This is a genomic window from Gemmatimonadaceae bacterium (assembly GCA_036003045.1).
In the GTDB taxonomy this organism is placed as follows: Bacteria; Gemmatimonadota; Gemmatimonadetes; order Gemmatimonadales; family Gemmatimonadaceae; genus JAQBQB01.
This window is the reverse complement of the sequence record DASYSS010000082.1, coordinates 1-21,912: the sequence shown is the minus strand read 5'-3', so window position 1 is coordinate 21,912 and position 21,912 is coordinate 1. Positions and strand designations below refer to the sequence as shown.

21 protein-coding genes are annotated in these 21,912 nt (G+C 64.5%); 13 read left to right on the top strand and 8 right to left on the bottom strand.

Annotated elements, in window-relative coordinates:
- Positions 1–96 precede the first annotated feature (96 nt).
- Positions 97–2,520, bottom strand: a complete 2,424-nt coding sequence (locus tag VGQ44_18260; GenBank protein ID HEV8448784.1) for an ABC transporter permease — start codon at positions 2,518–2,520, stop codon at positions 97–99.
- 213 nt (positions 2,521–2,733) lie between these two features.
- On the opposite strand from VGQ44_18260, the gene VGQ44_18255 reads away from it, so the two are divergent.
- The 4 genes from VGQ44_18255 (at position 2,734) to VGQ44_18240 (ending at position 7,663) form a co-directional block, all read left to right on the top strand.
- Positions 2,734–3,705 (top strand): helix-turn-helix domain-containing protein, encoded by a 972-nt coding sequence (locus VGQ44_18255; GenBank protein ID HEV8448783.1) that lies wholly within the window; start codon positions 2,734–2,736, stop codon positions 3,703–3,705.
- Positions 3,706–3,790: 85 nt separating this feature from the next.
- On the top strand, positions 3,791–4,132 hold the full coding sequence (locus tag VGQ44_18250; GenBank protein ID HEV8448782.1) for a PadR family transcriptional regulator: 342 nt from the start codon (positions 3,791–3,793) through the stop codon (positions 4,130–4,132).
- Between the two features lie 8 nt (positions 4,133–4,140).
- The gene (locus VGQ44_18245; protein ID HEV8448781.1) at positions 4,141–6,825 is read left to right on the top strand and encodes an ABC transporter permease; all 2,685 of its coding nucleotides are present in this window, start codon (positions 4,141–4,143) and stop codon (positions 6,823–6,825) included.
- A 103-nt stretch (positions 6,826–6,928) separates the two neighbouring features.
- Positions 6,929–7,663, top strand: a complete 735-nt coding sequence (locus VGQ44_18240; protein ID HEV8448780.1) for a hypothetical protein — start codon at positions 6,929–6,931, stop codon at positions 7,661–7,663.
- Here VGQ44_18240 and VGQ44_18235 read toward each other — a convergent pair.
- Positions 7,660–8,751 (bottom strand): DUF2268 domain-containing putative Zn-dependent protease, encoded by a 1,092-nt coding sequence (locus tag VGQ44_18235; protein HEV8448779.1) that lies wholly within the window; start codon positions 8,749–8,751, stop codon positions 7,660–7,662. The genes VGQ44_18240 and VGQ44_18235 overlap by 4 nt on opposite strands.
- Positions 8,752–9,034: 283 nt before the next feature.
- On the opposite strand from VGQ44_18235, the gene VGQ44_18230 reads away from it, so the two are divergent.
- Positions 9,035–9,964, top strand: a complete 930-nt coding sequence (locus tag VGQ44_18230) for a hypothetical protein (protein HEV8448778.1) — start codon at positions 9,035–9,037, stop codon at positions 9,962–9,964.
- Positions 9,965–10,042: 78 nt separating this feature from the next.
- Here VGQ44_18230 and VGQ44_18225 read toward each other — a convergent pair whose 3' ends face one another.
- Complete coding sequence (locus VGQ44_18225) at positions 10,043–10,402, bottom strand: hypothetical protein (GenBank protein HEV8448777.1); 360 nt, start codon at positions 10,400–10,402, stop codon at positions 10,043–10,045.
- A gap of 68 nt (positions 10,403–10,470) precedes the next feature.
- On the opposite strand from VGQ44_18225, the gene VGQ44_18220 reads away from it, so the two are divergent.
- Together VGQ44_18220 and VGQ44_18215 are read left to right on the top strand one after the other, a co-directional pair.
- The gene (locus VGQ44_18220; protein HEV8448776.1) at positions 10,471–11,079 is read left to right on the top strand and encodes a sulfur transferase domain-containing protein; all 609 of its coding nucleotides are present in this window, start codon (positions 10,471–10,473) and stop codon (positions 11,077–11,079) included.
- Positions 11,076–11,417, top strand: coding sequence for a winged helix-turn-helix domain-containing protein (locus VGQ44_18215; protein ID HEV8448775.1), 342 nt, complete (start codon positions 11,076–11,078; stop codon positions 11,415–11,417). Before VGQ44_18220 ends, VGQ44_18215 begins: the two co-directional genes overlap by 4 nt.
- Positions 11,418–11,436: 19 nt before the next feature.
- Here the strand turns inward: VGQ44_18215 and VGQ44_18210 are convergent, their stop codons facing one another.
- A complete protein-coding gene (locus tag VGQ44_18210) occupies positions 11,437–11,811 on the bottom strand; it encodes a hypothetical protein (protein ID HEV8448774.1) in 375 nt (124 codons plus the stop codon).
- 287 nt (positions 11,812–12,098) lie between these two features.
- On the opposite strand from VGQ44_18210, the gene VGQ44_18205 reads away from it, so the two are divergent.
- Entirely contained in the window at positions 12,099–13,235 is a 1,137-nt protein-coding gene (locus VGQ44_18205; GenBank protein HEV8448773.1) for a hypothetical protein, read from the top strand.
- A gap of 54 nt (positions 13,236–13,289) precedes the next feature.
- Here the strand turns inward: VGQ44_18205 and VGQ44_18200 are convergent, their stop codons facing one another.
- Positions 13,290–13,823: a hypothetical protein gene (locus VGQ44_18200; protein HEV8448772.1), complete on the bottom strand. Its 534-nt coding sequence runs from the start codon at positions 13,821–13,823 to the stop codon at positions 13,290–13,292.
- Positions 13,824–14,616: 793 nt separating this feature from the next.
- Here VGQ44_18200 and VGQ44_18195 point away from each other — a divergent pair.
- A complete protein-coding gene (locus tag VGQ44_18195; GenBank protein HEV8448771.1) occupies positions 14,617–15,207 on the top strand; it encodes a hypothetical protein in 591 nt (196 codons plus the stop codon).
- On the opposite strand, the gene VGQ44_18190 is transcribed toward VGQ44_18195, so the two are convergent.
- Entirely contained in the window at positions 15,193–15,345 is a 153-nt protein-coding gene (locus tag VGQ44_18190) for a hypothetical protein (protein ID HEV8448770.1), read from the bottom strand. The genes VGQ44_18195 and VGQ44_18190 overlap by 15 nt on opposite strands.
- Positions 15,346–15,486: 141 nt before the next feature.
- On the opposite strand from VGQ44_18190, the gene VGQ44_18185 reads away from it, so the two are divergent.
- The 3 genes from VGQ44_18185 (at position 15,487) to VGQ44_18175 (ending at position 19,495) form a co-directional block, all read left to right on the top strand.
- Positions 15,487–15,921 carry a hypothetical protein gene (locus tag VGQ44_18185; GenBank protein HEV8448769.1) on the top strand — a complete coding sequence of 145 codons (435 nt, stop codon included), beginning with the start codon at positions 15,487–15,489 and terminating at the stop codon, positions 15,919–15,921.
- A gap of 429 nt (positions 15,922–16,350) precedes the next feature.
- Complete coding sequence (locus VGQ44_18180) at positions 16,351–17,610, top strand: amidohydrolase family protein (GenBank protein ID HEV8448768.1); 1,260 nt, start codon at positions 16,351–16,353, stop codon at positions 17,608–17,610.
- A gap of 688 nt (positions 17,611–18,298) precedes the next feature.
- Positions 18,299–19,495, top strand: coding sequence for an MBL fold metallo-hydrolase (locus VGQ44_18175; protein ID HEV8448767.1), 1,197 nt, complete (start codon positions 18,299–18,301; stop codon positions 19,493–19,495).
- A 248-nt stretch (positions 19,496–19,743) separates the two neighbouring features.
- Here VGQ44_18175 and VGQ44_18170 read toward each other — a convergent pair whose 3' ends face one another.
- The gene (locus VGQ44_18170) at positions 19,744–20,061 is read right to left on the bottom strand and encodes a hypothetical protein (GenBank protein ID HEV8448766.1); all 318 of its coding nucleotides are present in this window, start codon (positions 20,059–20,061) and stop codon (positions 19,744–19,746) included.
- A complete protein-coding gene (locus VGQ44_18165; GenBank protein ID HEV8448765.1) occupies positions 20,058–21,107 on the bottom strand; it encodes a hypothetical protein in 1,050 nt (349 codons plus the stop codon). The genes VGQ44_18170 and VGQ44_18165 overlap by 4 nt, the downstream gene beginning before the upstream one ends.
- A gap of 140 nt (positions 21,108–21,247) precedes the next feature.
- Between VGQ44_18165 and VGQ44_18160 the strand changes: the two genes are divergently transcribed.
- Positions 21,248–21,682: a hypothetical protein gene (locus VGQ44_18160; GenBank protein ID HEV8448764.1), complete on the top strand. Its 435-nt coding sequence runs from the start codon at positions 21,248–21,250 to the stop codon at positions 21,680–21,682.
- The last annotated feature ends 230 nt before the right edge of the window (positions 21,683–21,912 follow it).

Below are 21,912 nucleotides of genomic sequence, written 5' to 3'. Positions count from 1 at the left end.
CGTGCTCGACGGCCCGAAATTGAATCTCGACCGGCCGGAAATTGAGATCAGTCCTCCCCCGCGAGAGCGACCGACCATGTCGTGACCGATCGCATCTCAGCCTCCCCGGAGAACGTGTGCCGGATCCGCCGCGATCGCGCGCCGGGCGGGTCCGAGGCACGCCGCGATCGAAGTCGCGAACAGCACCAGTGCGACGACCACGTACGTCGCGGCGTCGTTCGGCTGAATGCCGAACAGAAGGGATTTGGCAAATTTCGACAGCAGCAGCGCCGCGACCGCGCCCGCGCCCAGTCCTACAATCACGACTACCAGGCCGTCGCGCCCCACCAGGCCGATGATGCGCCGGCTATCGGCGCCAAGCGCCATCCGAATCGCAATCTCGGGAAGGCGCTGGGCTATCGAATAGCCGACCACACCGGCGAGCCCTGTTGCCGCGAGCACCAGGGCCACGACCGCGAAGCTCATGAGCAGAGCCGTCGTCAGGCGCGGTTCCGAGAGCCGTGTTCCTCGCACGTCCTCGAGCGTTTGGATCGCGACGATCGCCTGTTGCGGATCGATCGAGTGGACGAGCGTTCGCAGCCCGGAGGCGATTGGCGCGCTCGATCCTCGGAACCGTACGAGAATCCGAATGTCCACCGGCGGCACGATCGTCGACGGGAGATACACCTCGTCGGCGACGTCTTTGTCGAGGCCCGTCTGACGAACGTCCCCCGCCACACCGACGACCGTGGCCCACGCCTTCCCGCTGTCCGTCGAGATGCGCGTGCCGATCGGATTGCGGTCGCCCCAATACGTCGTGGCGAGATGTTGACTCAGAATCACCGGTACGGCCGACGTGTCGCGATCGGCGTCGGTGAATGCTCGCCCCTGCCTGATGGGTACGCCGATAACCTCGAAGTACTTGCTACTTACACTGGTGAAGTCTCCGCGTGGCGCGCCGAGTCCCTCTTTCGCGTCTACACCGGCGATCATGAAGGCTTGCGAGCGCGAGACCGCGTTGTTGAGTGGGAAGTTGTTGGCGATCGCGCTCTCGCTCATGCCGGGTGTGCTGGCGAGCCGCTGCATCAGCTGGTCGCCAAAAGCCAAGATCGGCGCGAACGAGCGGTACTTCGTGAAGTTGAGGGAAACGCGGGCGGTCAGTACGTTGTGGCCGTCGAAGCCCGCGTCGACGTTCTGCAGATGCTGCAGGCTGCGCCCCACGAGTCCCGCCGCGACGAGCAAGACGAACGCGATCGCGACCTGCACAAAGACAAAGGCCCGCCGGATGCGAACCTCCATTCGGCCGCCCATCGCCGCCGAGTTGCCTTGGCGCAGTCGGTCGATGAGAGTCGGGCCGCCTGGCGCACGGATCAGCGGCGCGGCAGCGGCGGCGAGACCGACTACGGCGCAGGTCAGTATGGCGAACGCGAGGACCGGCCCGTCGATCTGAATCTCACCGGCGCGTGGAGTGACACGCGTCGCGAACGTTCGCAGCAGCCCGAGACCGCTGAACGCGAGCAAGGTTCCGCCGATTCCGCCGACGATCGAAATGGCGAGACTTTCATATGCCAGCTGCCGGAAGATTCGCAGCCGGCCAGCGCCGAGGGCCTCGCGCACCGCGATCTCTCGACCACGGCGAAGCTGTCGCGCGACTGTGAGCCCGGCGAAGTTCGCCGCGGCGACGATCATCAAGAACAAAGCGGTCGAGAAGAGGATCAGTAGCAGCGGCTTGGAACCGGCGGTCATTTCCTCTCGAACCGGCACGGTCGAGACGCGAAGTGCGCTGCCGCTCGGGTACGCCCCGGGGTAGGCAGCGTGGAGTCGCTGAGAAATGATCGCGATTTCGGCTGCCGCGCCCGCCGGTGTCGCGTCGGGCTTGAGCCGGCCAAACATCATCGGCAGCCGCGCCGTGCGCGATGCCATGGCCGCGGGTGCCGACCGGAATGGACACGCACCGGCCGGAACCCAGATGTCGTTGGCTCCCGGATACGCGGGGAGTGGCGGCAACACGCCCACGATCGTGTGCACGCGATCGTTCATCGTGAACTTGGAGCCGATCACGTTTCGATTCGCCCCGAGCACGCTGGTCCAATATCCGTAGGACAGCAACACGACCGGGGGCGCGCCGACCGCCTCTTCGCCGGGGCGAAAGAGCCGGCCGAGCACCGGCGTCACCCCGAGGACTTGAAAGAAGTTGTCGGAAACGACGCCCGTCTGGAGTCGTTGCGGCTCGCCCAGGCCGTAAAGCTGGAACGCCATCGCGTGGTACTCGACGACGGCGTCCATCGTTCGAGACTGCCCTCGATAGTCGAGGATCTCAGGAATCGAGAACCGAACGTCGGCTTGGAGGTTCGACGGCTGCGTGATGTGAACCAACCGCTCGCCGCTATCGTACGGGAGACGGCGGAGCAGCACCCCCTCGACCATGCTGAAGATCGCCGTGTTCGCGGCGACTCCCAGCGCGATCGTCGTCGCCGCGACGATCGCGAACCCGGGCGCCCGCGCCAGGCTTCGAGTCGCTTGCCGCAAATCGTCAAGCACGTTGACTCCACAAGGAAAGACGGTTGCAACCTCGGCGACACGCCGGAGGCGGGTGAGGCGCAAAGACGCCGACGACCGCCGAAATTCCGCCACTGGCGGAAAACGTGTGTCGTTTGGCCGATTTCCCCGCGTGTTCGACGTCGAAATGGGGAGCCGAACTGGCCGCTCGCCGGATCACATGTGCGCCAACGGGTTAATATCGGACAGCAGAAGATGACACATCGGCATCGCGTCGTCGCCCTCGTCCTAGAGACTGTCGTGCCATTCGATCTGGCAGTGCCGTGTCAGGTCTTTGGCTGGGGCCGTCCCGACCTGGGCGAGATCAGGTACGATTTCGAATTGTGTGGCGTAAGCCGGGGACGCGTACGCGCCGCTCAAGGGTTCGGGATCGAGGTGCCGAATAGTTTGGCGGCTTTGAGCCGCGCCGACACGGTCGTCGTTCCTGGCACCAGCGACCTGTCGCTGCCCATTCCTCCGGCGGTCGGCGCCGCCTTGCGACGGACGTACGAACGTGGCGCCCGCGTGATGTCGATCTGCTCGGGCGCATTTGTTCTCGCCGAAGCGGGACTGCTGAATGGGCGTCGTGCGACGACTCACTGGCAAGACGCACCGCTCCTCTCGTCACGGTATCCCGAGGTCGAGGTCGACCCCTCCGTCCTGTTCGTCGACAGCGGCCGGGTCCTCACCTCCGCCGGCATCGCGGCAGGCATCGACCTGTGCCTCCACGTCGTGCTCGCGGATCACGGCGCGGCGGTGGCCAACGCCGTCGCCCGGCGCCTCGTGGTCCCCCAGTATCGTGGCGGCGGGCAGGCGCAGTTCATCGAGACGCCCGTTCCGGCGACCGAAGGCTCGACGCTCGAGCGCACGCGCGAGTGGCTTCGCAAGAACCTCAGCAGCCGGCGCTCCATCGGCGAGATGGCCCGGCATGCGCACATGAGCGAGCGCAATTTCGCTCGGCGATTCGTCGAGGAATCGGGCATCACGCCCGCGCAGTGGCTCTTGCGCCAGCGCGTGCTCGCGTCGCGCGAGCTGCTCGAGCGCTCCGATCTCTCGATCAAGCAGATCGCGGCGCGAACCGGCTGGACCTCGCCGCAGTCTCTCCGCGAGCAATTCAAGCTTCATGTCGGAACGACGCCGGCCGCATATCGTCAGGCGTTTCGACGGCCTCCCGATGCTGACCACTAGGGCGCGTTAGACACTCGAACGGGAAGACTTTGCGCCCGACCGTGCGTCGTGGTACACTCCCTCCCTAAGGTTACCAGAGGGAGTGATGACCCGACCGCCCGATCTCGTCCAGGGCACGCTGGGACTGCTGCTGTTGAAGCTGCTCGCCCTCCAGCCAATGAACGGCTGGGCGATCGGCCAACAGCTCAATCGGCTGTCGCGCGACGACCTCAAGGTCACCGACGGGTCCGTCTATCAGGCTCTGCATCGCCTCGAGCAGGAGGGATGGATTCGCGCCGAATGGCGACAGAGCGAGAACAATCGCCGCGCGAAATTCTACTCGCTCACGCGCCTCGGCAAACGCCGCCTCGCGCAAGAGATGGGCGAATGGGAACGCCTGTCGTCGGCCATCGGCCGGGTGATGCGGCTCCGAACCGTCGACGTGTGAGGAACCGCATGCAAATCGAACACTGGTGGTACACGCTCCCGCTCCGGCTCCGCTCGATCTTTCGCCGCCGACGAGCGGATGCCGAATTGCGCGAAGAACTCCGAGCCCACTTCGATCGCTTGGTGGAGGAAAACGTCGCGCGCGGAATGCCGCCCGCCGAGGCGCGAGCGGCCGCGCGCCGGCAGATGGGGAGCGTGGCCTATTACGTCGACGGCTGCCAGGACGAGCGGCGGGTGCGAGTGATCGACGAGCTGCGTCAGGACGCCAGCTACGCGGCGCGAGTGCTGCGCTCGAACCCGACGTTCACCATCGTCGCCGTTCTCACTCTGGGACTCGGCGTCGCCGTGAACGCGACGATGTTCAGCGTCGTCAACGCGGTGGCGTTGCAGCCGCTTCCGTTCGCCAACGCGGATCGGCTGGTCCGCGTGCTTTCGACGAAGGACGGCGCACCGCTCTCCGGTCCGTCGTGGGTCGATCTCCGCGACATCGCGCAAACGAGCCGCAGCTTCGAGCGCCTCGCCGCTTACGACGAGTGGAGAAAGAACGTCTCGGGCCTCGGGAGCTCCACGATGCCTGAACAGCGGATCGTCGGGCTGGTGTCGAAGGAGTACTTCGAGACGCTTGGCGTGCGGCCTATTCGAGGCCGCCTGTTCACCGACGATGAGACCCGCGAGGGGAACAACTATGTCGCGGCGATCGGCGAGCGCCTCTGGCGCGATCGGTTCGGCGCCGCGGAGAACGTTCTCGGTAGGACCATCCGCATCAACGACGAGCCATACACGATCGTCGCCGTAATGCCGGATGTGATTCCGGCATGGATGGAGCTACGACAGACCGGCATCTCGATCTGGACCCCTTTCGCCAAGACGACGGCGACCTCTCTCGAGCAAATCCGCGGCGGCGACGCCAACCAACCCAACATCGGGCGTCTTCGCCCCGGGGTAAGCCTCGAACAAGCGCGCGCCGACGTCGCGGGCATGGCGCACCGGCTGGCCGCGGAGCACGTCGCCGATCGGGGCTACGGTGCGACGGTCGCTCCGCTCGCCGACGCCAGGAGCGGTCCGCTGGCGCGCGTGCTCGTCATCCTCGTGTGCGCGGTCGCGTTCGTCCTGATGATCGCGTGCGCGAATCTCGCGAACCTGTTGTTGGCGCGCAACGCGGTCCGCCAACGCGAGCTCACGTTGCGCGCGGCGCTCGGAGCGTCGCGCGGGCGCATCGCGCGGCAGCTCCTCGTCGAGACGATGGTGCTGTCGCTCTTCGGCGGGCTCGTTGGTCTCGCGCTCTCGTTCGCGGGGTGCGCCGTCGTCATCCGATGGCACCCCGATGGCTGGCCGCAGCTAGCGGGCGTCGGCATCGATGCGCGCGTATTCGCCTTTGCGGCGATCGTCTCGTTGCTCGCTGGTGTCGCGTTCGGCGCCGGCCCAGCGATCGCAACGTCGCGCGTCGATCTCGCGACCCGTTTGCGCAGCGGAGGCCGATCCGTTGCGGGAGATCGCAGCGGAGGGCGCGCGCGTTCGGCGCTCGTCGTCACACAGGCTGCTCTCGCTCTCGTGCTCGTCGCGTCCACCGCTATCCTCGTACAGAGCGTCTCCCATCTCGAGCACCAGGACCTGGGCTTTCGATTGGACCACGCGCTCAAGGCGCACATCTATCTGCCGCCCGTCCGGTACCGTGATGCCAACGAGCTGACACGCTTCTCCGACAACCTCGGGGCAGCGCTGCGCGCGACGCCGGGCGTGCGCATGGCATCGGTGACGACAGGATACCCGCCAACGGGCGCGCGGTGGGTGCAGCCCGTCTCGATCGACGGCGTAACCAACCCCGTCAGCGAGCCGACGGCATACCTTGGCATTTCGGACGAATGGTTCCTCCGAACGCTCGGCGTTCCGATCCTGCACGGGCGCGATCTCTCGGCCGCCGACGCCGGAGACGCTCCGCCGGTGGCGATCGTGAACGAGACGTTCGAGCGGCGGTTCTTTCCTGGCGCAACCGCCGTGGGGCGTCAGGTGCGGCTCGGCCAGGGCCAACGCAATAACGAGCCGCCGCGCGCGATCACGATCGTCGGCGTGTTTCGCGACGTGAAGAACGATGGGCTGAGCAAGGCGCCGCAACCGCAGGTCGTCGGTTTGAATCGGCAGTTGCCGGAGTTCAACATCGAGTTCAAGGATATTCTCCTGCGCACGGCGGGCGATCCGCTAACGACGGTGCGTGACGTGCAAGAAAGCCTTCACAAGCTCGACCCCGAGATGCCACTCGCGGAGGTCGCGACGCTCCAGGACGTCGTGTCGAGCGCGACGGGGGGACTCACCTACACCGCTGGATTGCTTGGCGCGTTCGCGTTGCTCGGTGCGTTGCTGGCGGCCGTGGGGATCTATGGCGTGATTGCCTATCGCGTCACGCAGCGGCGAAATGAGTTCGGAGTGCGGATGGCCATCGGTGCCACACCCGGCGCGATCCTCGCGCTCGTCCTTCGAGACGGGGTGCGGCTCGGCGCGCTGGGCGCCGCGATCGGCTGCATCGGTTCGATCGCCGCGGGTCGCGTCATCGGTCGCGAGGCTTTTGGCGTCTCGCCCGTCGACCCACTGACGCTCGGCGGCACGGCGGCGATTCTCGTACTGGTCGCGGCCATCGCGAGCTTCATCCCCGCCCTCCGCGCCGCGCGAATGGATCCTGTACGGATCCTGAAAGGATGATGCCCGGCGCCATTCGATGCGCCGTTGGCTGTTTTCAGGCCTTTGGTCGCATCACCCGCGAACCCATCGTTGCAACGGGTCTGTCGTCACGGGAAACCAGCGAATGAAACGCTTCCTCTGCGCGCTGTTGCCGATGCTCGCGTCGGCACAGCGATCGACACCGCCGGTCGTTCAGCAGCTCGACGCGCGTCGGGCCCGTTCGACCACGACCGCGCTCCTGACGACGGCCGGCAAGGACACCTTTTGCCTCGAGCAGTACAGTCGCAACGGCAACGTGATCACGGGCACGTGGGTGGTGCTGCATCCGCCTGGCGTGTACGTCCACGACTACGTGATCACGCTTGGCAATGATGGCCTGCCGGCCCGATACACGATGAAGTACAGCGTACCGAGCGAAGCGACCCCGCAGCGGCTGGATTCACTCTCGGTCGTGTACGGGCGCGACTCGGCGCGTCTCGAGTTCTTCTTGCGCGATTCGTCGTTCACGCGGCGCATCCCGATACACGAAGGGTTCCCGATGCTCGGTCAATCCTTCGTTGGCATCGAGCTCGCGCTTGAGCGGCTGCGGGGAATGCATGTGGACTCTTCGACCATCGCGCTGCATCCACCGTCAGATCCGGCCGGCCACATGTCACTCGCGCCGGTTCGGTTCTACGCTGGCGATTCCGCCAACGTCGATGGGGCGCGTGTGCACGTCGCGCCGGACGGAAGCATCCTCGGTCTGCGCTGGGGCTCTCGGGAACTGCGTCGCGTCGCGCCATTCGACATGGCGAGTCTCGTAAGTGGATTCGTCAAAGCCTTCGCGCGGCGCGCTCCCAGCGATTACCAGGGCCACTAAGGTTGGTAACCGCTCGCCCGCAAAAAAAAGTTCGCGTCCGTGAACAACAGGATCTCGCGCACCGCGGCTTGCTTGTTCGCCGCCTTGTCGTAATACGCCTTCGAGATTTTGTAACCCATCCAGTAACCGAGATCGGCTGGGACACCGGGCGCCGTGCGGTCACCTTGCCCGAGCCAGTCGTCGGTCCTCGAGCTGTCCATCTGTGTCCTGAACTTTGCCCACAGCTCTGTCTCGTGCGCGTCCCCGTAGGCATATGCGGGATTGTTGATGCGTTTGCCGGAGATCAGCTCGGAGAGGAAGTCCGCACTCCCTTCGTCGAGCGCGTCGATCAGGAGGGTATGGGGGCCGGTGCGCCTGCCCTGAAGCGTGTGTATCAGCTCGTGCGCGACGATGTGCGGCAGATCGTCTACCTGTCCGATCACCGCGCGATGCCACGCGTCGAGCTCGTCGACCGGCGTGGACGCGTCGCGCGCATTCATCTCCGTCCCAATCAGCATCGCGCGCTTCCCCGTCGTGCCGCCAGAGCTCAGGCGGCCGATCAAGAAATACACGTCGGCGAATTGGGCATCGGGATAAAGGGCCGACATTCGCCGAAAGGCCGCGCGTACGGAGTCTTTGACCGCCCGCGCTGTGTCCACCGCGAGCGTGTTTCGTCGAATCGCGTCGTAGTAGCGCCGGCGCGCGAGATAGGTGAGCGCCAGATTTCGCGCCGCGTTGGCGAGAATGGCCGGCATCACCACCGTGTCGAATCCAGCGCGCTCCGGCGTGCCGGGTGACGCCCCCATCGCACCGACTGCGCGGTCGCGAGTCCATCCCTTGACCTCGAGTATCCTGCCGAGCGCGTCCTGGCTGATCAGTCGATTGACGATCCAGTCGAACATTCCCGGCGAAGGATTCTCGAGATAGTCGCGACGGATCGCGGCGATAAGCGTGGCCGTGTCCTTCCCGGCCGCGTGATCGATGGCACGCCAAAAGTTCGAAATGTCGCGGGTGATGAGGTGCGCGGAATCGGGATTCGACGTCTGCCCGCGTGCCGGAAGCGCGAGCATGAACAAGAGAGCGGAGACGGCCGTCAGCGGCTTGCACATGCGAACAGGGTGAGGAGGCCTGCACCATTCGTTGCTCAGGCACTCTACGGTGTTCGCCACCGAGTGCCGAGGTAAAAGGCTGCCGATGTCAGCCGGAAGCCCGCCAAAGCGGAGATTCCCCCCCCCGCGCCGCCCGAATGGATCCTGTACAGATGGTGAAAGGATGATGCACGGCGCCATTTGATGCGCCATTGGCTGTTTTCAGGTCTTCGGTGCCCTCGTGCACCAACGCATAGTTGCGATGGGTCTGTCGTGAACAGACCCACTCTTGCGAGGAGCGTTCATGCGGGTACTGCGGTTCAGTGTCGGCTTCATTCTACTTGGTGCGTCGACGATGCCGGCGCAGGCGCCGATGGCGAATACCGGCGGCGGTCGGCCGACAGTGTCGCCGGACGGCAAGTTCATCGCGTTCAGCGCGTTGCGAAATGGCGAGTGGGAGATCTACGTCGTCCGTCCGGACGGATCGGATCGCGTTCAACTCACCTCGACCCACGAGAAGAATTTCGTCAACCTCGGCCCGCCGACCTGGATCGGCAACCGTGTCTTCGTGTGGCAACGCATCGACGACAGCACCCGCGCGTTTCTCGTAACGCCGGTGCCACAGACCGGGCCGGCTCCGGTGCCGGTGCCATCGCTGCCGCGTGACGCGGTCCAGGTGCGCCCTTCCCCGGATGGCCGCTGGATCGTGTTCCTCCACGGCGATCGTCAGCATCCGAGGATCGCGATCTCCAAGCTCGACGGGAGCGACCTTCGCGACCTGACGACCGGCACGCCGCCGGCCGGCTACCCCGACTGGTCGGCCGACTCCAAGTCGGTCGTGTTCACCGTCGCGGACAGCACGTCGGCCTGGCAGCTCGCTGCCGTCAACATTGACGGGACCGGCTTTCACGTGATCACCCATTTCGATCAGGCCGAGGGCCGGCCGCAGTGGGCGAACTGGTCGCATGACGGTGCGCGGATCGTGATGCAGTCGGGCCACTACAATCCGACCAAGATCGAGGAGAGCACCGCTCACCTGTGGGTGGTCGATCCGGCAACCGGGCGCGCAACCAAGCTCGCGCCACACGCCGCGGCCTCGCTCGACGAGACGCCGTCGTGGTTTCCCGACGGCAAGCGCATCGCGTTTCAGAGCAATCGCACCGGCGTCATGGAAGTTTGGATAATGAACGCGGATGGCACCGGTGCGCGTCAGGTGACGTCCGTGACGCCATAACTCTTCCCCCTCTTTCCTACGCTTCGCTTGGAGTCGCGCAAACGTATCGCCGGATTGAGAAGCCGCCATCCGACAGGCTCATTTCCAAAATTGCCTGTCGATGATCCTCCCGGTATCGACGTCGATGTCCGCGTCATAGCCACCATAGCTGTGTGCGGAAAGTCTGCCCTCGATCAGTTTGGCGTTCACGTATTTGTCATCGTTACCAGGGAGCTCAGCGCGCCAAACGATCGAGCCATCCGGCCGCACTCGCGCCAAGTTCTGAAAGCCGCCGTAGGGGTGATCCGGGCGATAGTAGTGATAGAGCGCGAGCCCGTCGTCGGCGAATCGGAGCGCGATTGCCCATTCGGCCGGCCGCCCGTCCGGTTGGCCGCGCCAGCACAACGCGTGATCGGCGTCCTCTATTAACAGGTCATCGCCTGCGACACGGTAATTCATCCTCTTCCCCTCCCTCCCTTCACGATGTACGCCGGACTGGACGATCACCACAACGTGGCGAGGCCCCAATGAAGAAGACAGCTGTACTGGTTGCGACCGTTCTGCTGACCGTCGCGGCGCCGCTGCCCGCGCAACGATTCACCCAGGCGGGCACAATCCGCCTGACGGCACCCGTCCTGCTCGACACCATCGGTCTATTTCAGGCCCGCTTCGCGCGCGTCGGCGACGACGTCTTCATCGCCGGGCAGCCTACGGAGAAAGGCCTGGGCACCGTGCACGATCGAGGGGTGACGACCGTCGTGAACCTTCGCTCGCCGCAGGAAATGGCGCGCATTCCGTTCGACGAAGCCAAGGTGGTCGAGAAGCTCGGGATGAAGTACGTGTACATCCCGATGCGCGGCACTCCGGATTTCCCGTACTCACCGGCGGCGCTGGACACGTTCGCGAAAGTGATGAAGTCCGCCAACGGAAAAGTTCTCTTGCATTGTACCATCGCCTGGCGCGCGAGCCACCTCTGGGCAGCGTATCTGATCCGTGAGCGCGGCATTCCGGTGAAAGACGCGTTGGACAACGCGCGCGCCATCAACCTGATGGACGATATGCGCATGGAGGACCAGCCGATCGAGCATTTTCTCGGCCGGCCGGTGCCGGGAATTGGTCACCCCGGCGGCAAGTGAGCTCCGGAGACGAACGCTACGAGGTCGGTGACACGCTGACGTTCGGCGACGTCCGGATCGACCTGGCCGCACACACGGCACAGCGAGCGGACAATCGCGTGAGCCTTACGCCGAAAGCCTTCGAGCTTCTACTCGCTCTTGCTCGGCGCAAAGGGAACGTCGCGAGCCGTGCCGAGCTCCTGCGAGAGGTTTGGGGCTATGATCCGCTGGTCCAGTCGCGAACCGTGGACTCGCACATCGCGCAGCTCCGCCGCAAGCTCGACGACCCCGCGGCGCCAAGATACTTTCTGACAGTCCGGAAGGCGGGATACCTGCTCGTTCGCCCACGCCTGACTTGAGGCCATCTTGGTGTCGCGATCATTGACGCGTGAATACCAGCGTTTGGCGACTCCACCGGATTCCGTCGACCGCCGTTTGCGAACGCGACAGGGTGCGTCCGCTCGCATCGAGCGTCCAGCGTTCCTCGATCTCGAGCGTTCGATCCGGCCGTCGCTCAACCCGTCGCAGTACGAGGGTATCGCCAACCCACCCACGAACGCTCATGCGCGCGAGCGTGTCGGCCGGCTGAGTACCGGGCGCCTGATTCGGCAGATACGTGGAGCGCATCTGAACAGGCGGCCTCCCGGCGTCGACGACGTCGGTGGCGACGATGAGCGTATCGCCGCGGGTCAACACGTTGAGCGTGAGCCCGACCAACTGCGCATCGTGCTTGGCGAACTTCGTGGTGTCCATCTTCCAGGTGCCGGTGAAGTCCGGGCGGGACGCGGTTGACTGCGCCCCGACAGACGAGCGTGACGCGCTTGTGACAACGAGGGTCGCGCACAGCGCGACGCACCAATTTCGAGTGGACATTCCGCCTCCCGGTATGAGCAAGAGTTCGACGTCTGCTGACGCTACATCGAGGCGTACCAGTTTGTCATCGGGGTTTTCGTGCCGGATGTGTCGACGATTTGTAAGAGGATGCGCGTGAACGGTTTCATCGTCGCTTCGGTCTAAGTTTGTAACCAGTATCGACGAGAATGCTCATGCCCACCCGACATGCGATGGTGATGGTTTTGGCCGGCCTATTCGGATCGTGGTCTCCCGCTCGCGTGCAGCTCACGACGGCCACCGCGCCGGCGACGAAGGCGGCGGTTGGGCCGTTCGACATGGCCATCGTGAAACGGGCCGCTGCGTTGCTGCCCTCTGCGCAGCGTTGGAATCGCGTCGACACGGGGAACTGCCCGCGTAGCGGCACCACCTACAGTGTCAGGTGTGCCCTGCGGCGCGCGGTCGTCGAAGCTGCTGAGCTATCGTGGACGGCCGGTGCGGTCGCGGTGCGTTCGCGACCATCAGCAGCCCGCGTCAATTGCTCGATAAACGTTTCGCCTGACCACTCCGGCGGATCATGCGGCACGTTATGGGATGAGGTGCCTGTTCTTATCCTCTCTCGCGCCAAACGCGTCACCAGCGGCGCATGGCGTAAGGACGCGCAACCAACGGAAGTGTGGGCCGGTACCATGGCCGACGCGGAATATCCCGTGAACTACGAGAGCCGCCACGGCGTCACGATGGTGTCCGGGCGACGATCATCCGATCCGCTCATCGACTTCAACAACGACTCGACGACCACGTTTGACGATGTGCGGAGCTACTTCCGCGCGCTGGAAGCCCGCGTGCTTCAGGAGGGCGCGGGAGACCTGGACCGCGGGGCGGACCAAGTCGAGATCGAGGTCTACGAGGCCGGCAACGGCATCATCAGGACCTACAACGGATGGTTCGCAGTCTCCGGCTTGAGTGTGCGCGGTTCGACCATCCGTTTTCAGATCGACACAACGAAACAAATTGCGCCGAACGCACTCGACCGCGAGATCCTAGTACGGGCTGCAAAGATCATCTCCACGGACTCTGCGTGGAACCGTGCTGATGATCGAGAGTGCCCGGCAGCTGCCACCAAATGGAGCATCTATTGCGCTGTCGAACAGGCCCAGATCGACGTGGCAGGCGCGTTTCATCATCGCCGACCAGCGGGCGAACTGATACGTGAGATCGTGGACGAGCGCACCAAGACGCGGAACTACAGGCACCGGATGATGGACTACAACAACGACCCAACGACCACGCTCGCCGACGTGCACAGCCTGTTCGCCGAGGCAATTGCGAGGATCCAGCCGTAATTCCGCGCCCCCGCGCCGCAGGATCGTGCCGAGGATCTGTAAGAGGAGGCGACCTCACGATGGCGGACGTTTGGCTGCCGGGTCACGTCGGCCGCGTTGGATGATCGTGCCGATCGTCGCGTGGAGCGCATTCCGGCCGCGCGTCGCAGACGCCATCCCGGAGTCCACATCCACGCCTGGCTTGAGCGCCGTTTTGGTCTCGTAGCACGTCGACGTCTCCTCAGTCCACGGAGATGGCACGTACGTCGAGTCGGTCTCATCGCCACCGTCCCACGATTCGCCAACTTCGCAACGCACGAGTCCCCGCTGATAAACCGTTGTCTGCCCATCCGGCCCATCGGCCAGCGAAGACGGATCCATTGGCCAACTCGAGCGATTCCAGAAGAGAAGCGGCACGCTCGCGCTGTCGAGCGTCGAATCGACCGTCGCGATGACGCGACAGGCGGCGACGTCCTTCTCCGTCGAATCGCCGTTCAAGGGGAAGACGGTCGTGTCGGCGGTGGCGACGCGTGCGAGCGGGACCTTGTGCCAGCCAGCGGCGATCGAGTCACAGATAGCGCGCACCTGCGTCGTGATGGCGACCGTCATCGCCAGACTATCTACAGGCGCCTGTCCTCGCGCCGGCGCGCGTGGCGAAGCTGACTGTCGTTATGTTGGCGGAAAACGGATGCACGTTGGCTGACGTTCGCGTTGCAGGGCACACGCACGACAACAATGCTTTCGCCCACATTGCCGGCGCGCCGCCGCTGGCATCATCATTCCACAATTCTGACAGAGGCTCTCAAATGAAGAAGACGCAAGTACTTTTCGCGATCGTCCTGCTGACCGTAGCGACGCCCGTCGCACGAGCCGCCGCACCAAGCGTCCCCGCGACCTCGCCGTCTAACGGTGCCGCCATCCCCAAGCCGTGTGGCTGTCCCGGTGGTGCCACTGACGGGACTAGTGCGTGGTACGGCCAGGGCGTCTGAGGCCTTCCGCCACTGCGGCAGGTTCGGGAATCGTCTTTCACGAGCCCGCCGCAGCGACGGCCTAGAAACCGTCGCGGGCCGCGGTTCACCTCTGCGCTATCGCGAAATCCGGTAGACGCATCAACGCGACGCACACTACATTCCCGTCCTTCCTCACGTACCCCGATGCAGACGCCGTTTGTCTCGTCGCGACGGAAGTGGCAGCCGCCCGCGCTCGGCAGAAGTTCGGCACCCGCAACCCTACGTTCGCCGCTGCAGTTGTTGTCTGTGCGAGTGCGTCGGAGCTGCAAGAACCGGCGCTCGCACGCCCACCGCCACTGCGCCAATTCCCAGCACCGCGTTTACGCGATCGCAGGTACTAGGCGCGGAGCAAACACCGGATCGATGCGCCGCGCGTCGAGCACAGGGTCCCCATGCCCCATACCATCATCGCTCGTTTGTATGAGCACATCGAACCTCTCAACCGCGGCAAGCGATATGAGGATCCTCTCGACAGCGCGCTCCGCGGCGCATTGCTCGGGCAGGTCACCGGTGGCGGGTCACAAGTCGGGGCATCCGGCGAGATCGAGTACGTCGACATCGAGATCCGCGTCGACAATCTCGATGACGCGCTTGCCGCGATCGTGGAGACGCTGCAGCGCTCAGGTGCGCCCGTTGGATCCGAGCTCATCGGACCGAATGGCGTGCTTCGGCAATTCGGCGCCCAGCAATCAGTGGCCGTGTACCTCGACGGTGTAACGCTGGCGGCCCAGGTATACCGTGCGTTCGATCCTCAGGATCTGGTAGATCGCCTTAGGGCAGCAGTGGGTCCCAAAAGCTTTCACGGATATTGGCAGGGGTCCGTCGAGACTGCGCTGTATTTCTTTGGCGAAGACGCAGAAGAGATCTTCCGACGCCTGGAGCCCATCCTGACAAACGAGCCAATCGGCCAGAACGCACGGCTGGTCGTACGTCCCGCGAAAGATCCCTCACGCCATCGCACCACGCGTCTACCGCGCCAGTAATTCGGGTTCGGTGTCCGCCCGTCTGAGCAGTACCAACCCGACGGCGGCGAAAAGCAGTAGCAGCGAGCGCCGGGTCGCCGGATCGAGGCGGGCGTCGTCGAGCGGCGACGCCCCGATCTCCCAGTTCAAACGGCCCATCGGGTTCGGGTATGCCGCGGAGACCGGCGCGCCAATCGAGACCGTTTGTACGACCGCCTGCTCGTCACCGTGGGCGCGCGGCGCGCGACGATGAGAAAACGTAGGTACTGGCCGGTCCCGGCACCTCCAAAAAAAACCGCCATGCTTCGTCTCACGATATTGCTCGCCAGCGCCGTCGCCGCGTCACCTGTCGCCGCGCAACGGTCCGATATCATGCCGACCAAGGCGCCCACCCACCCGGATTTCTCCGGGACGTGGATCATGGACGTCTCGTCGCTCAACGCGCAGACTGCGTCCATGGTCAGCCCGAGCACCTTGCTCATCACGCAGGTTGGTAGCCTGCTGACTCTTCGGACGACGTCGACGACGTCCACGGAGGAGCAGAGCGAGACCGTCCCCTATCAACTTGACGCAGTTCGCACGGACACGCTCATGCAGGCGGGTGTGGCCACGGAACGGACGTTCTCAGCGAGTTGGGACGGCTCGGTGCTCGTGGCCGACTTGAGGCTCGTGTCGAGAGGCAAGACCGTTCGCGTCGTCGCGAGCACTCGATCGACCCCGGCGGTACGCTGCTGACGCACGCGACGCATGTCGATTTCGGTAACGGCCAGGAGGGCCAATCGACGGAGGTTTTCAGGAAGGCGCCGGGCCGCCCGGAGGATTAATCGCCGCGGGAGCGCCGGCTCCGACACGGATTCAACCAAGCAGGCCCCGGAGGACACCGCGCAATGCACCGGCGATGGCATCCTGCTGCGCAATTCCTTGCGATTTCATACCAAGAGCCCCCTGCCCCGCGCGCTCCCTTGCCTCTCCATGTGTCGTCGTAGGTACGTTCACCGTTCACATATGCCTTCTCTGCAACAGTAGTTCCGCGACGACGATTGGCGTCACGCATGTGCACGGCAACCCGAACATCAGCCAACTTGCACTCGTTTTCTGCCAACGTCTCGACCTATCCCCCTCGTAGTGTTGACCCGCGTTCCAGTAACCGCGAGCTACATCCCCATGCGTCGTCTTTTCATTCTCCATGCTCTGATTGCGGGACACTGCCTACTCGCCCAGGGCAAGCCGGTGTTGTTTCATCATGTGCGGCTCTTCGACGGCACGACCGTCGTCCCCGTCGCCGATGTCCTGATAAAAGACGGCAAGATCGTCGCCGTGGATTCTAGCCTCTCGGTGCCCAATGCCCGCGTTGTCGACGGCGCCGGCAAGACGCTGCTTCCGGGGTTCATCGACGCGCACGTCCACGTGCACAGCCGCGAGTCGTTGGAACAGGCATTGGCGTTCGGAGTGACCACGGAGCTCGACATGATGATGCCGCCGCGGCTCGAGTCCGTGCTCAAGTCGCAGGAGGGCGATGATCTCGCCTCATTCTTCTCCGCCGGTTTCCCGGCGACGGTGCCTGGCGGGCACGGAACCGAGTATGGTGAGGTCCCCACGCTGACCAAGCCATCCGAAGCCGCGTCCTTCGTCGACGAGCGACTGAATGAAGGATCGGATTACATCAAGATCATGTACACGGCTGGGGTCGACCTCGGCCCGCGCTTCCGACCCAGACCCACTCTCGATAAACAAACCGTCGCTGCCCTCGTCGCCGCGGCCCATGCGCACCATCGGTTGGTGGTCGTGCACATTGGCGCTCTCCAAGGAGCGCGCGACGTCATCGACGCGGGCGCCGACGGCTTGGCTCACCTCTTTCACGGATCATCGAGCCCGAGCGACTTCGGAGAGTTCGTCGCCGCGCACCATGCGTTCGTCATTCCGACGCTCAGCGTCTTGCAGAGTTCATGTGGTCCTCGGTCCGCGGGTGAGTCGCTCATCGCCGATCCCGATCTTGCGCCCTTCCTCGATGGCGACACGCGTGAGCGTCTCACGGAGACGTTTCCCGTCGCACGCACCGGTTACGTGTCGTGCCGTGGCGCCGCACAGGCGGTGCGTCAGTTATCCGCGGCCACTGTGCCGATTCTTGCTGGAAGCGACGCGCCGAATCCGGGGACCGGTTACGGCGTCACCTTGCACGGCGAACTCGCCCTGCTCGTCAGCGCCGGCCTCACGCCCGTGCAAGCTCTTGTCAGCGCAACGTCGGCCCCCGCTGCAGCATTCCACATCTCAGACCGGGGGACAATCGCTCCTGGAATGCGGGCCGACCTGGTCTTGGTCGCCGGAGACCCAACGGAGCACATCGGCGATACCCGCAAAATCGTGAGCGTCTACAAAGGCGGCGTCGAGTTCGACCGCGAGTCGTACCGCAAGAGAAAACACTAGAAGCGGCGGCCGCCTGGTCCTCAGAAGCGGAGAATTGCGAAGCACATCGTGATGATGTTGAGCAAATAGAACACAGGTGGCGGCGTACGCGGTTCGGCTCTGACGAGCATCGCCTGCCTCCCGCTTCAGTCACGCGACGCGGCGCTCTCCGTCCGGCGCCTATCGCCGACCGCAGCAACTCATCAACGTGCTTGATGGCGCGGTATGACGCCAATCATCCTCAACATCCTGCCATCTTTGCGCGGTAGCGCGAAGGTCGCGCAACGTATCTTCTCGGCATCCTTTCTCGTACCGCCGCATTGAACGCCGCCTCGCGGTCGGCACCTCGTCGGGGAGAGGCATGACAATTCGATTTCAATGCTGGATGGCTCTTTGCGCTCTCGCGCGTGCGGCCGTAGCCGCCGGTCAATCCCCCGTTGTGGCCGATGCTCATGCGGTCCTCCAGCGTGCTATGGCCGCACAAGGCGGTGCATCAGCACTGCACGGGATCGACCGCATCACCACGGCCGGCCTCGGCCACCGCTACTTGCGTGAGCAGTCTGAGCGGCCCAAAGGCCCGTGGTTTGTCAACTATGAGCAATTCGTCGAGACTCGCGACTACGGCCGTTCGATACGGCTACATCGAAGCGTCGCTCGCGGGTACGCCACGCCCAACTGGTGGAGCGATACCGCGTGGGCCGCGACGCCAATGCAAATTCTCGCTGACTCCTTGGCGTTCACTCAGACGCCGCGCGGCGTCGCCGCAGGTACAGCCGACGCCGCGCAAGAATCGGCGTTGCTCATGGCGCTCAGCCCCGAGCGCCTCCTCGTCACCGCCGAACGCGCACAAGACCTGACGCTTCTTCGAGACTGTGTCGTCCATGGGTCGCCGCACCACGTGCTCTCGTTCTCTTGGCGCGGCTTTCCGGTCCAAGAGTTCGTGAATGCCCGCACATCCCTTCCCTCGGCTGTTCGCATCACGCGAACGCGGCCGGCAAGTTTGTTTTGGTACCCGTGGGGAGACGTCGCGACGACGTTCTGGTTCTCCGGCTGGACGCTCGAGCGGGGAGGACTTCGCTATCCCCGCCTCCTCACCGTGGAGTCTGACGGCGGTCCGGACTATGTCTGGCATGTCGATCGGCTCGAGATCAACGGGGACCTGCCGCCGCTCCCGCCGTTGACGGATAGCCTGCGCAATGCGGCGCGCGCGGCGCGGCGCTCTCTCGATGAGTTGCCGATTGCTCAAGCCGCGCGCACAGCGCAGTCTCTTGCTCCCGGCGTCGTCCAGCTTGCCAACAACTGGAACGTCGCCGAGGTGGAGTTGGATGACGGCGTTCTCATTCTCGAAGCGCCGATGTCGAATGGCTATTCAAGCCAGGTCATGGCCGATGTGTCGACGCGGTTCCCTGGCAAAAAGATCAAGGGAGTCGTTACCACCTCCGATTCATGGCCCCACATCGGCGGCCTGCGCGAATACGCGGCGCGCGGCGTTCCCATCTACGTCCTCGACCTGAACGAGCCGATCGTGCGCCGGTTGCTGACGCACCGGCATTCCCTTCACCCCGATTCGCTCGCGCGTGCCGCTCGCACGCCCCTCCTCCATGTCGTGAGAGCGCCCCTGACGCTTGGAAGCGGAGACCGGGCGGTTCGTCTCATTCCCTATCGTACAGCGACGGCCGAGCGGCAGATGATGGTGTACTTTCCGGCTCGACATCTGCTGTACACCAGCGATCTATTCTCGCGACGTGCGAGTGGTGAGTTCTTCTTGCCCGAGTACCTCGCCGAAGCGATGGGCGCCGTGCGGCGCGAGGGCCTGGGCGTCGACATCGTGTTCGGCATGCATTTGGCGCCTACCCCATGGGCTGACGTCATCGAGGCGATTGACCGAGCGATCTCTTCTCGTTAGCGAGCCGTCAGCTCGATCGAGAGCCTTCGTTAATCGTAGCTCCCGGAGTTTCGCAGGTGTCAGATCCGATCGCCCAGATTCATCGCAACGCAAAGACGGGAGTCTATTGTTGATCGTGAGGGATCGGCGCACTGCGCCACGGGGCGTCGTTGACACCTCCGCGCGTCGTCGAGCGTCCGACCGTGGTGACGCACGGGGGACGTGTGGTTCTCGCTCCGCCACCGAACCGTTGCGCTGACGCACGAGCGTCATTTTGCCGACGTATCCCGGAACACAAGTACCCGCAGCCCGGGATCGGCGACGTAGATCGTGCCGTCGGCTCCCAGCACGGGCGTGGAGAGCCAGTGCAGGCGCGGCGCGGGAATGCCGCTGGCGCCGGCGCTGTCAACGGGCGCGTACTCACTCAGCGGAAGGCCGTCGCTCAGTCGCAGCACCACGACACGCGACGACGTCGATAGAATGACGCGGTCGGAGCCGAGGATCGCGCCCACGGCGTGCTCCTGCTCGTCGATCCGCGCCGCGCGGTACGACCATTTCACCGTCCACCGGAAACGCCGTCGTGTCACTCGACAGGAACCCGCCGCTTCGCCTTCAGGGCATCGGCCGTTTGCCCCTTCGCCCACCACTCCCGCCAACGATCGACGTTCTCCTGCGTCGGCGGCGCGGTGGCCGCGACTGGAGGCTCGTTCACCATTGAAGACAGTACGACAAAAGTGGCGGACCAGAACCGGCGTCGCTCGAGGGCAACGATCTCGGGCGTCACACGGTCAAGGACGAAGTCGTCCAGCGCTCCGACGAGCGCGCCGACGCTTCTGAGGTCGCCGATGTACTGCAATCGATACAGCGCGTCCTTGTACTGCGACGTGTGGAGCGCCGCGACCAGACGCGCGAACTCCTGTGGATCGCCACGCTCCACCAAGACCGTTCGCGCCACAGTACTCAGGCGGGGATCCTGCTCGGCCAAATCCCGAAAGAGTCCAGTCAGAGCCCGAGCCGTATCTCTGATACTCAAATCAAAAAGGGCCTGGGAGAATCCCCATTCTGCCTTGCGCGCCAAGCATTGCGCCGTGGGGTCATTCGGCACCCGTGGCTCGATCGCGAGAACGCCGCCATTCGCGGAATCGGCCGCCCACCAGTCGCGCCATCGGCGGATGCTCGTGGCAAGGGGCTCGTAGCGGGTCGAAGACGCCGGTCCATTCGGAACCTGCCGCGTCAGAAAAGTCAGGGCGTTGAACACCGGGTCTATACCCGCGTCGCCCAGGTCGATCATACGGGATGGATCGTTCTGCTTCCGTTCCATGTAGTCGATTACGAGGCCCGTTGTCCTTCTCGTCCCCACGCGGATCAAGTTCTCAGCCGCTGCCGTGGCGTTGCGAGTAGTGTCGAGCTCATTCTTCAGAAACGCCAGCGCCGCTGTGTCGCCAAGCCTGGCCAAGCAGATAGCGGCCGCTCGCACGCCACCCTGCGCGTCCCCCAGAGCCGCGACGCGCCGAAGGACAGGACGCAACTCTGCTCCCGCAATCGCGCACACCCGATATACCACATCCTGATCAAAGGAGGTGCCGCGGTGTTCGCGCTGGGCTTGGGCGACCTGGTCGATGCGCGCGGTCAACGCACCGAGGTTCGGCGGCTCGACGCATCGCTGTGGCAGACCCGTCGCCGCCGGACTGGCCAGAAGGATAAACACGATTCTTGTTCGCGCCGGCATCTTATCTCCATGGCTGAACAATCGGTGAGCTGCCGCCTCGTCGCGTGAGCAAAGACGCGCCTTGGTGGCCGACGGTCAAACAATTCTGGGCGGCCGTTTGCGTTTCCGCTGACGATGCTCGGAGAGTGGCGGGTAAACAGTCGATCGGCATCGACGTCTGCACGGCCAGCGTGCCATCGTCCGAAGCCGCCTCGCGTTTCTCGGCTGTGGTCGGTCAGAACCCCGGTCTTGATCCGCAACGGCTTGTAGCCGGCCAGATCTGGGTTCCGGGTCCAAACGATCCCAAGGCGGATCAATACGCGACGCCAAGCCAGCGCGCCGGGCTTGCGAGGGAACTGGTGGCGCGGCTCGCCCTGCTCCCCGGCATGGAGCAAACGGCAATCGGCACGTCGACCGCCGTCCCGCTCCTGAGCGTTGTCAACAATCCCCTTGCGTTCTCATTGCCCGACGAGGTTTCGACGTGCTTAGGACACCCGTGAAAAAGGGGCGCGTCTTCACCAATCACGACGCGAATTCCAGCGCGAGGGTCGTGGTGGTCAACGAGGCGTTCGTCCGTACGTCAGGCCCATGGCTGACGAATGATCCAGTAGGATCGCGGCGCCGAATCACAAGCCAGGGCTGCTACTTAGACCAGGGCGGAACCACGCCGTTGGTGCGCGCATACGCGATCGACTGCCCCAGATGCTCGTGTTGATCTTGGAGGACGTGC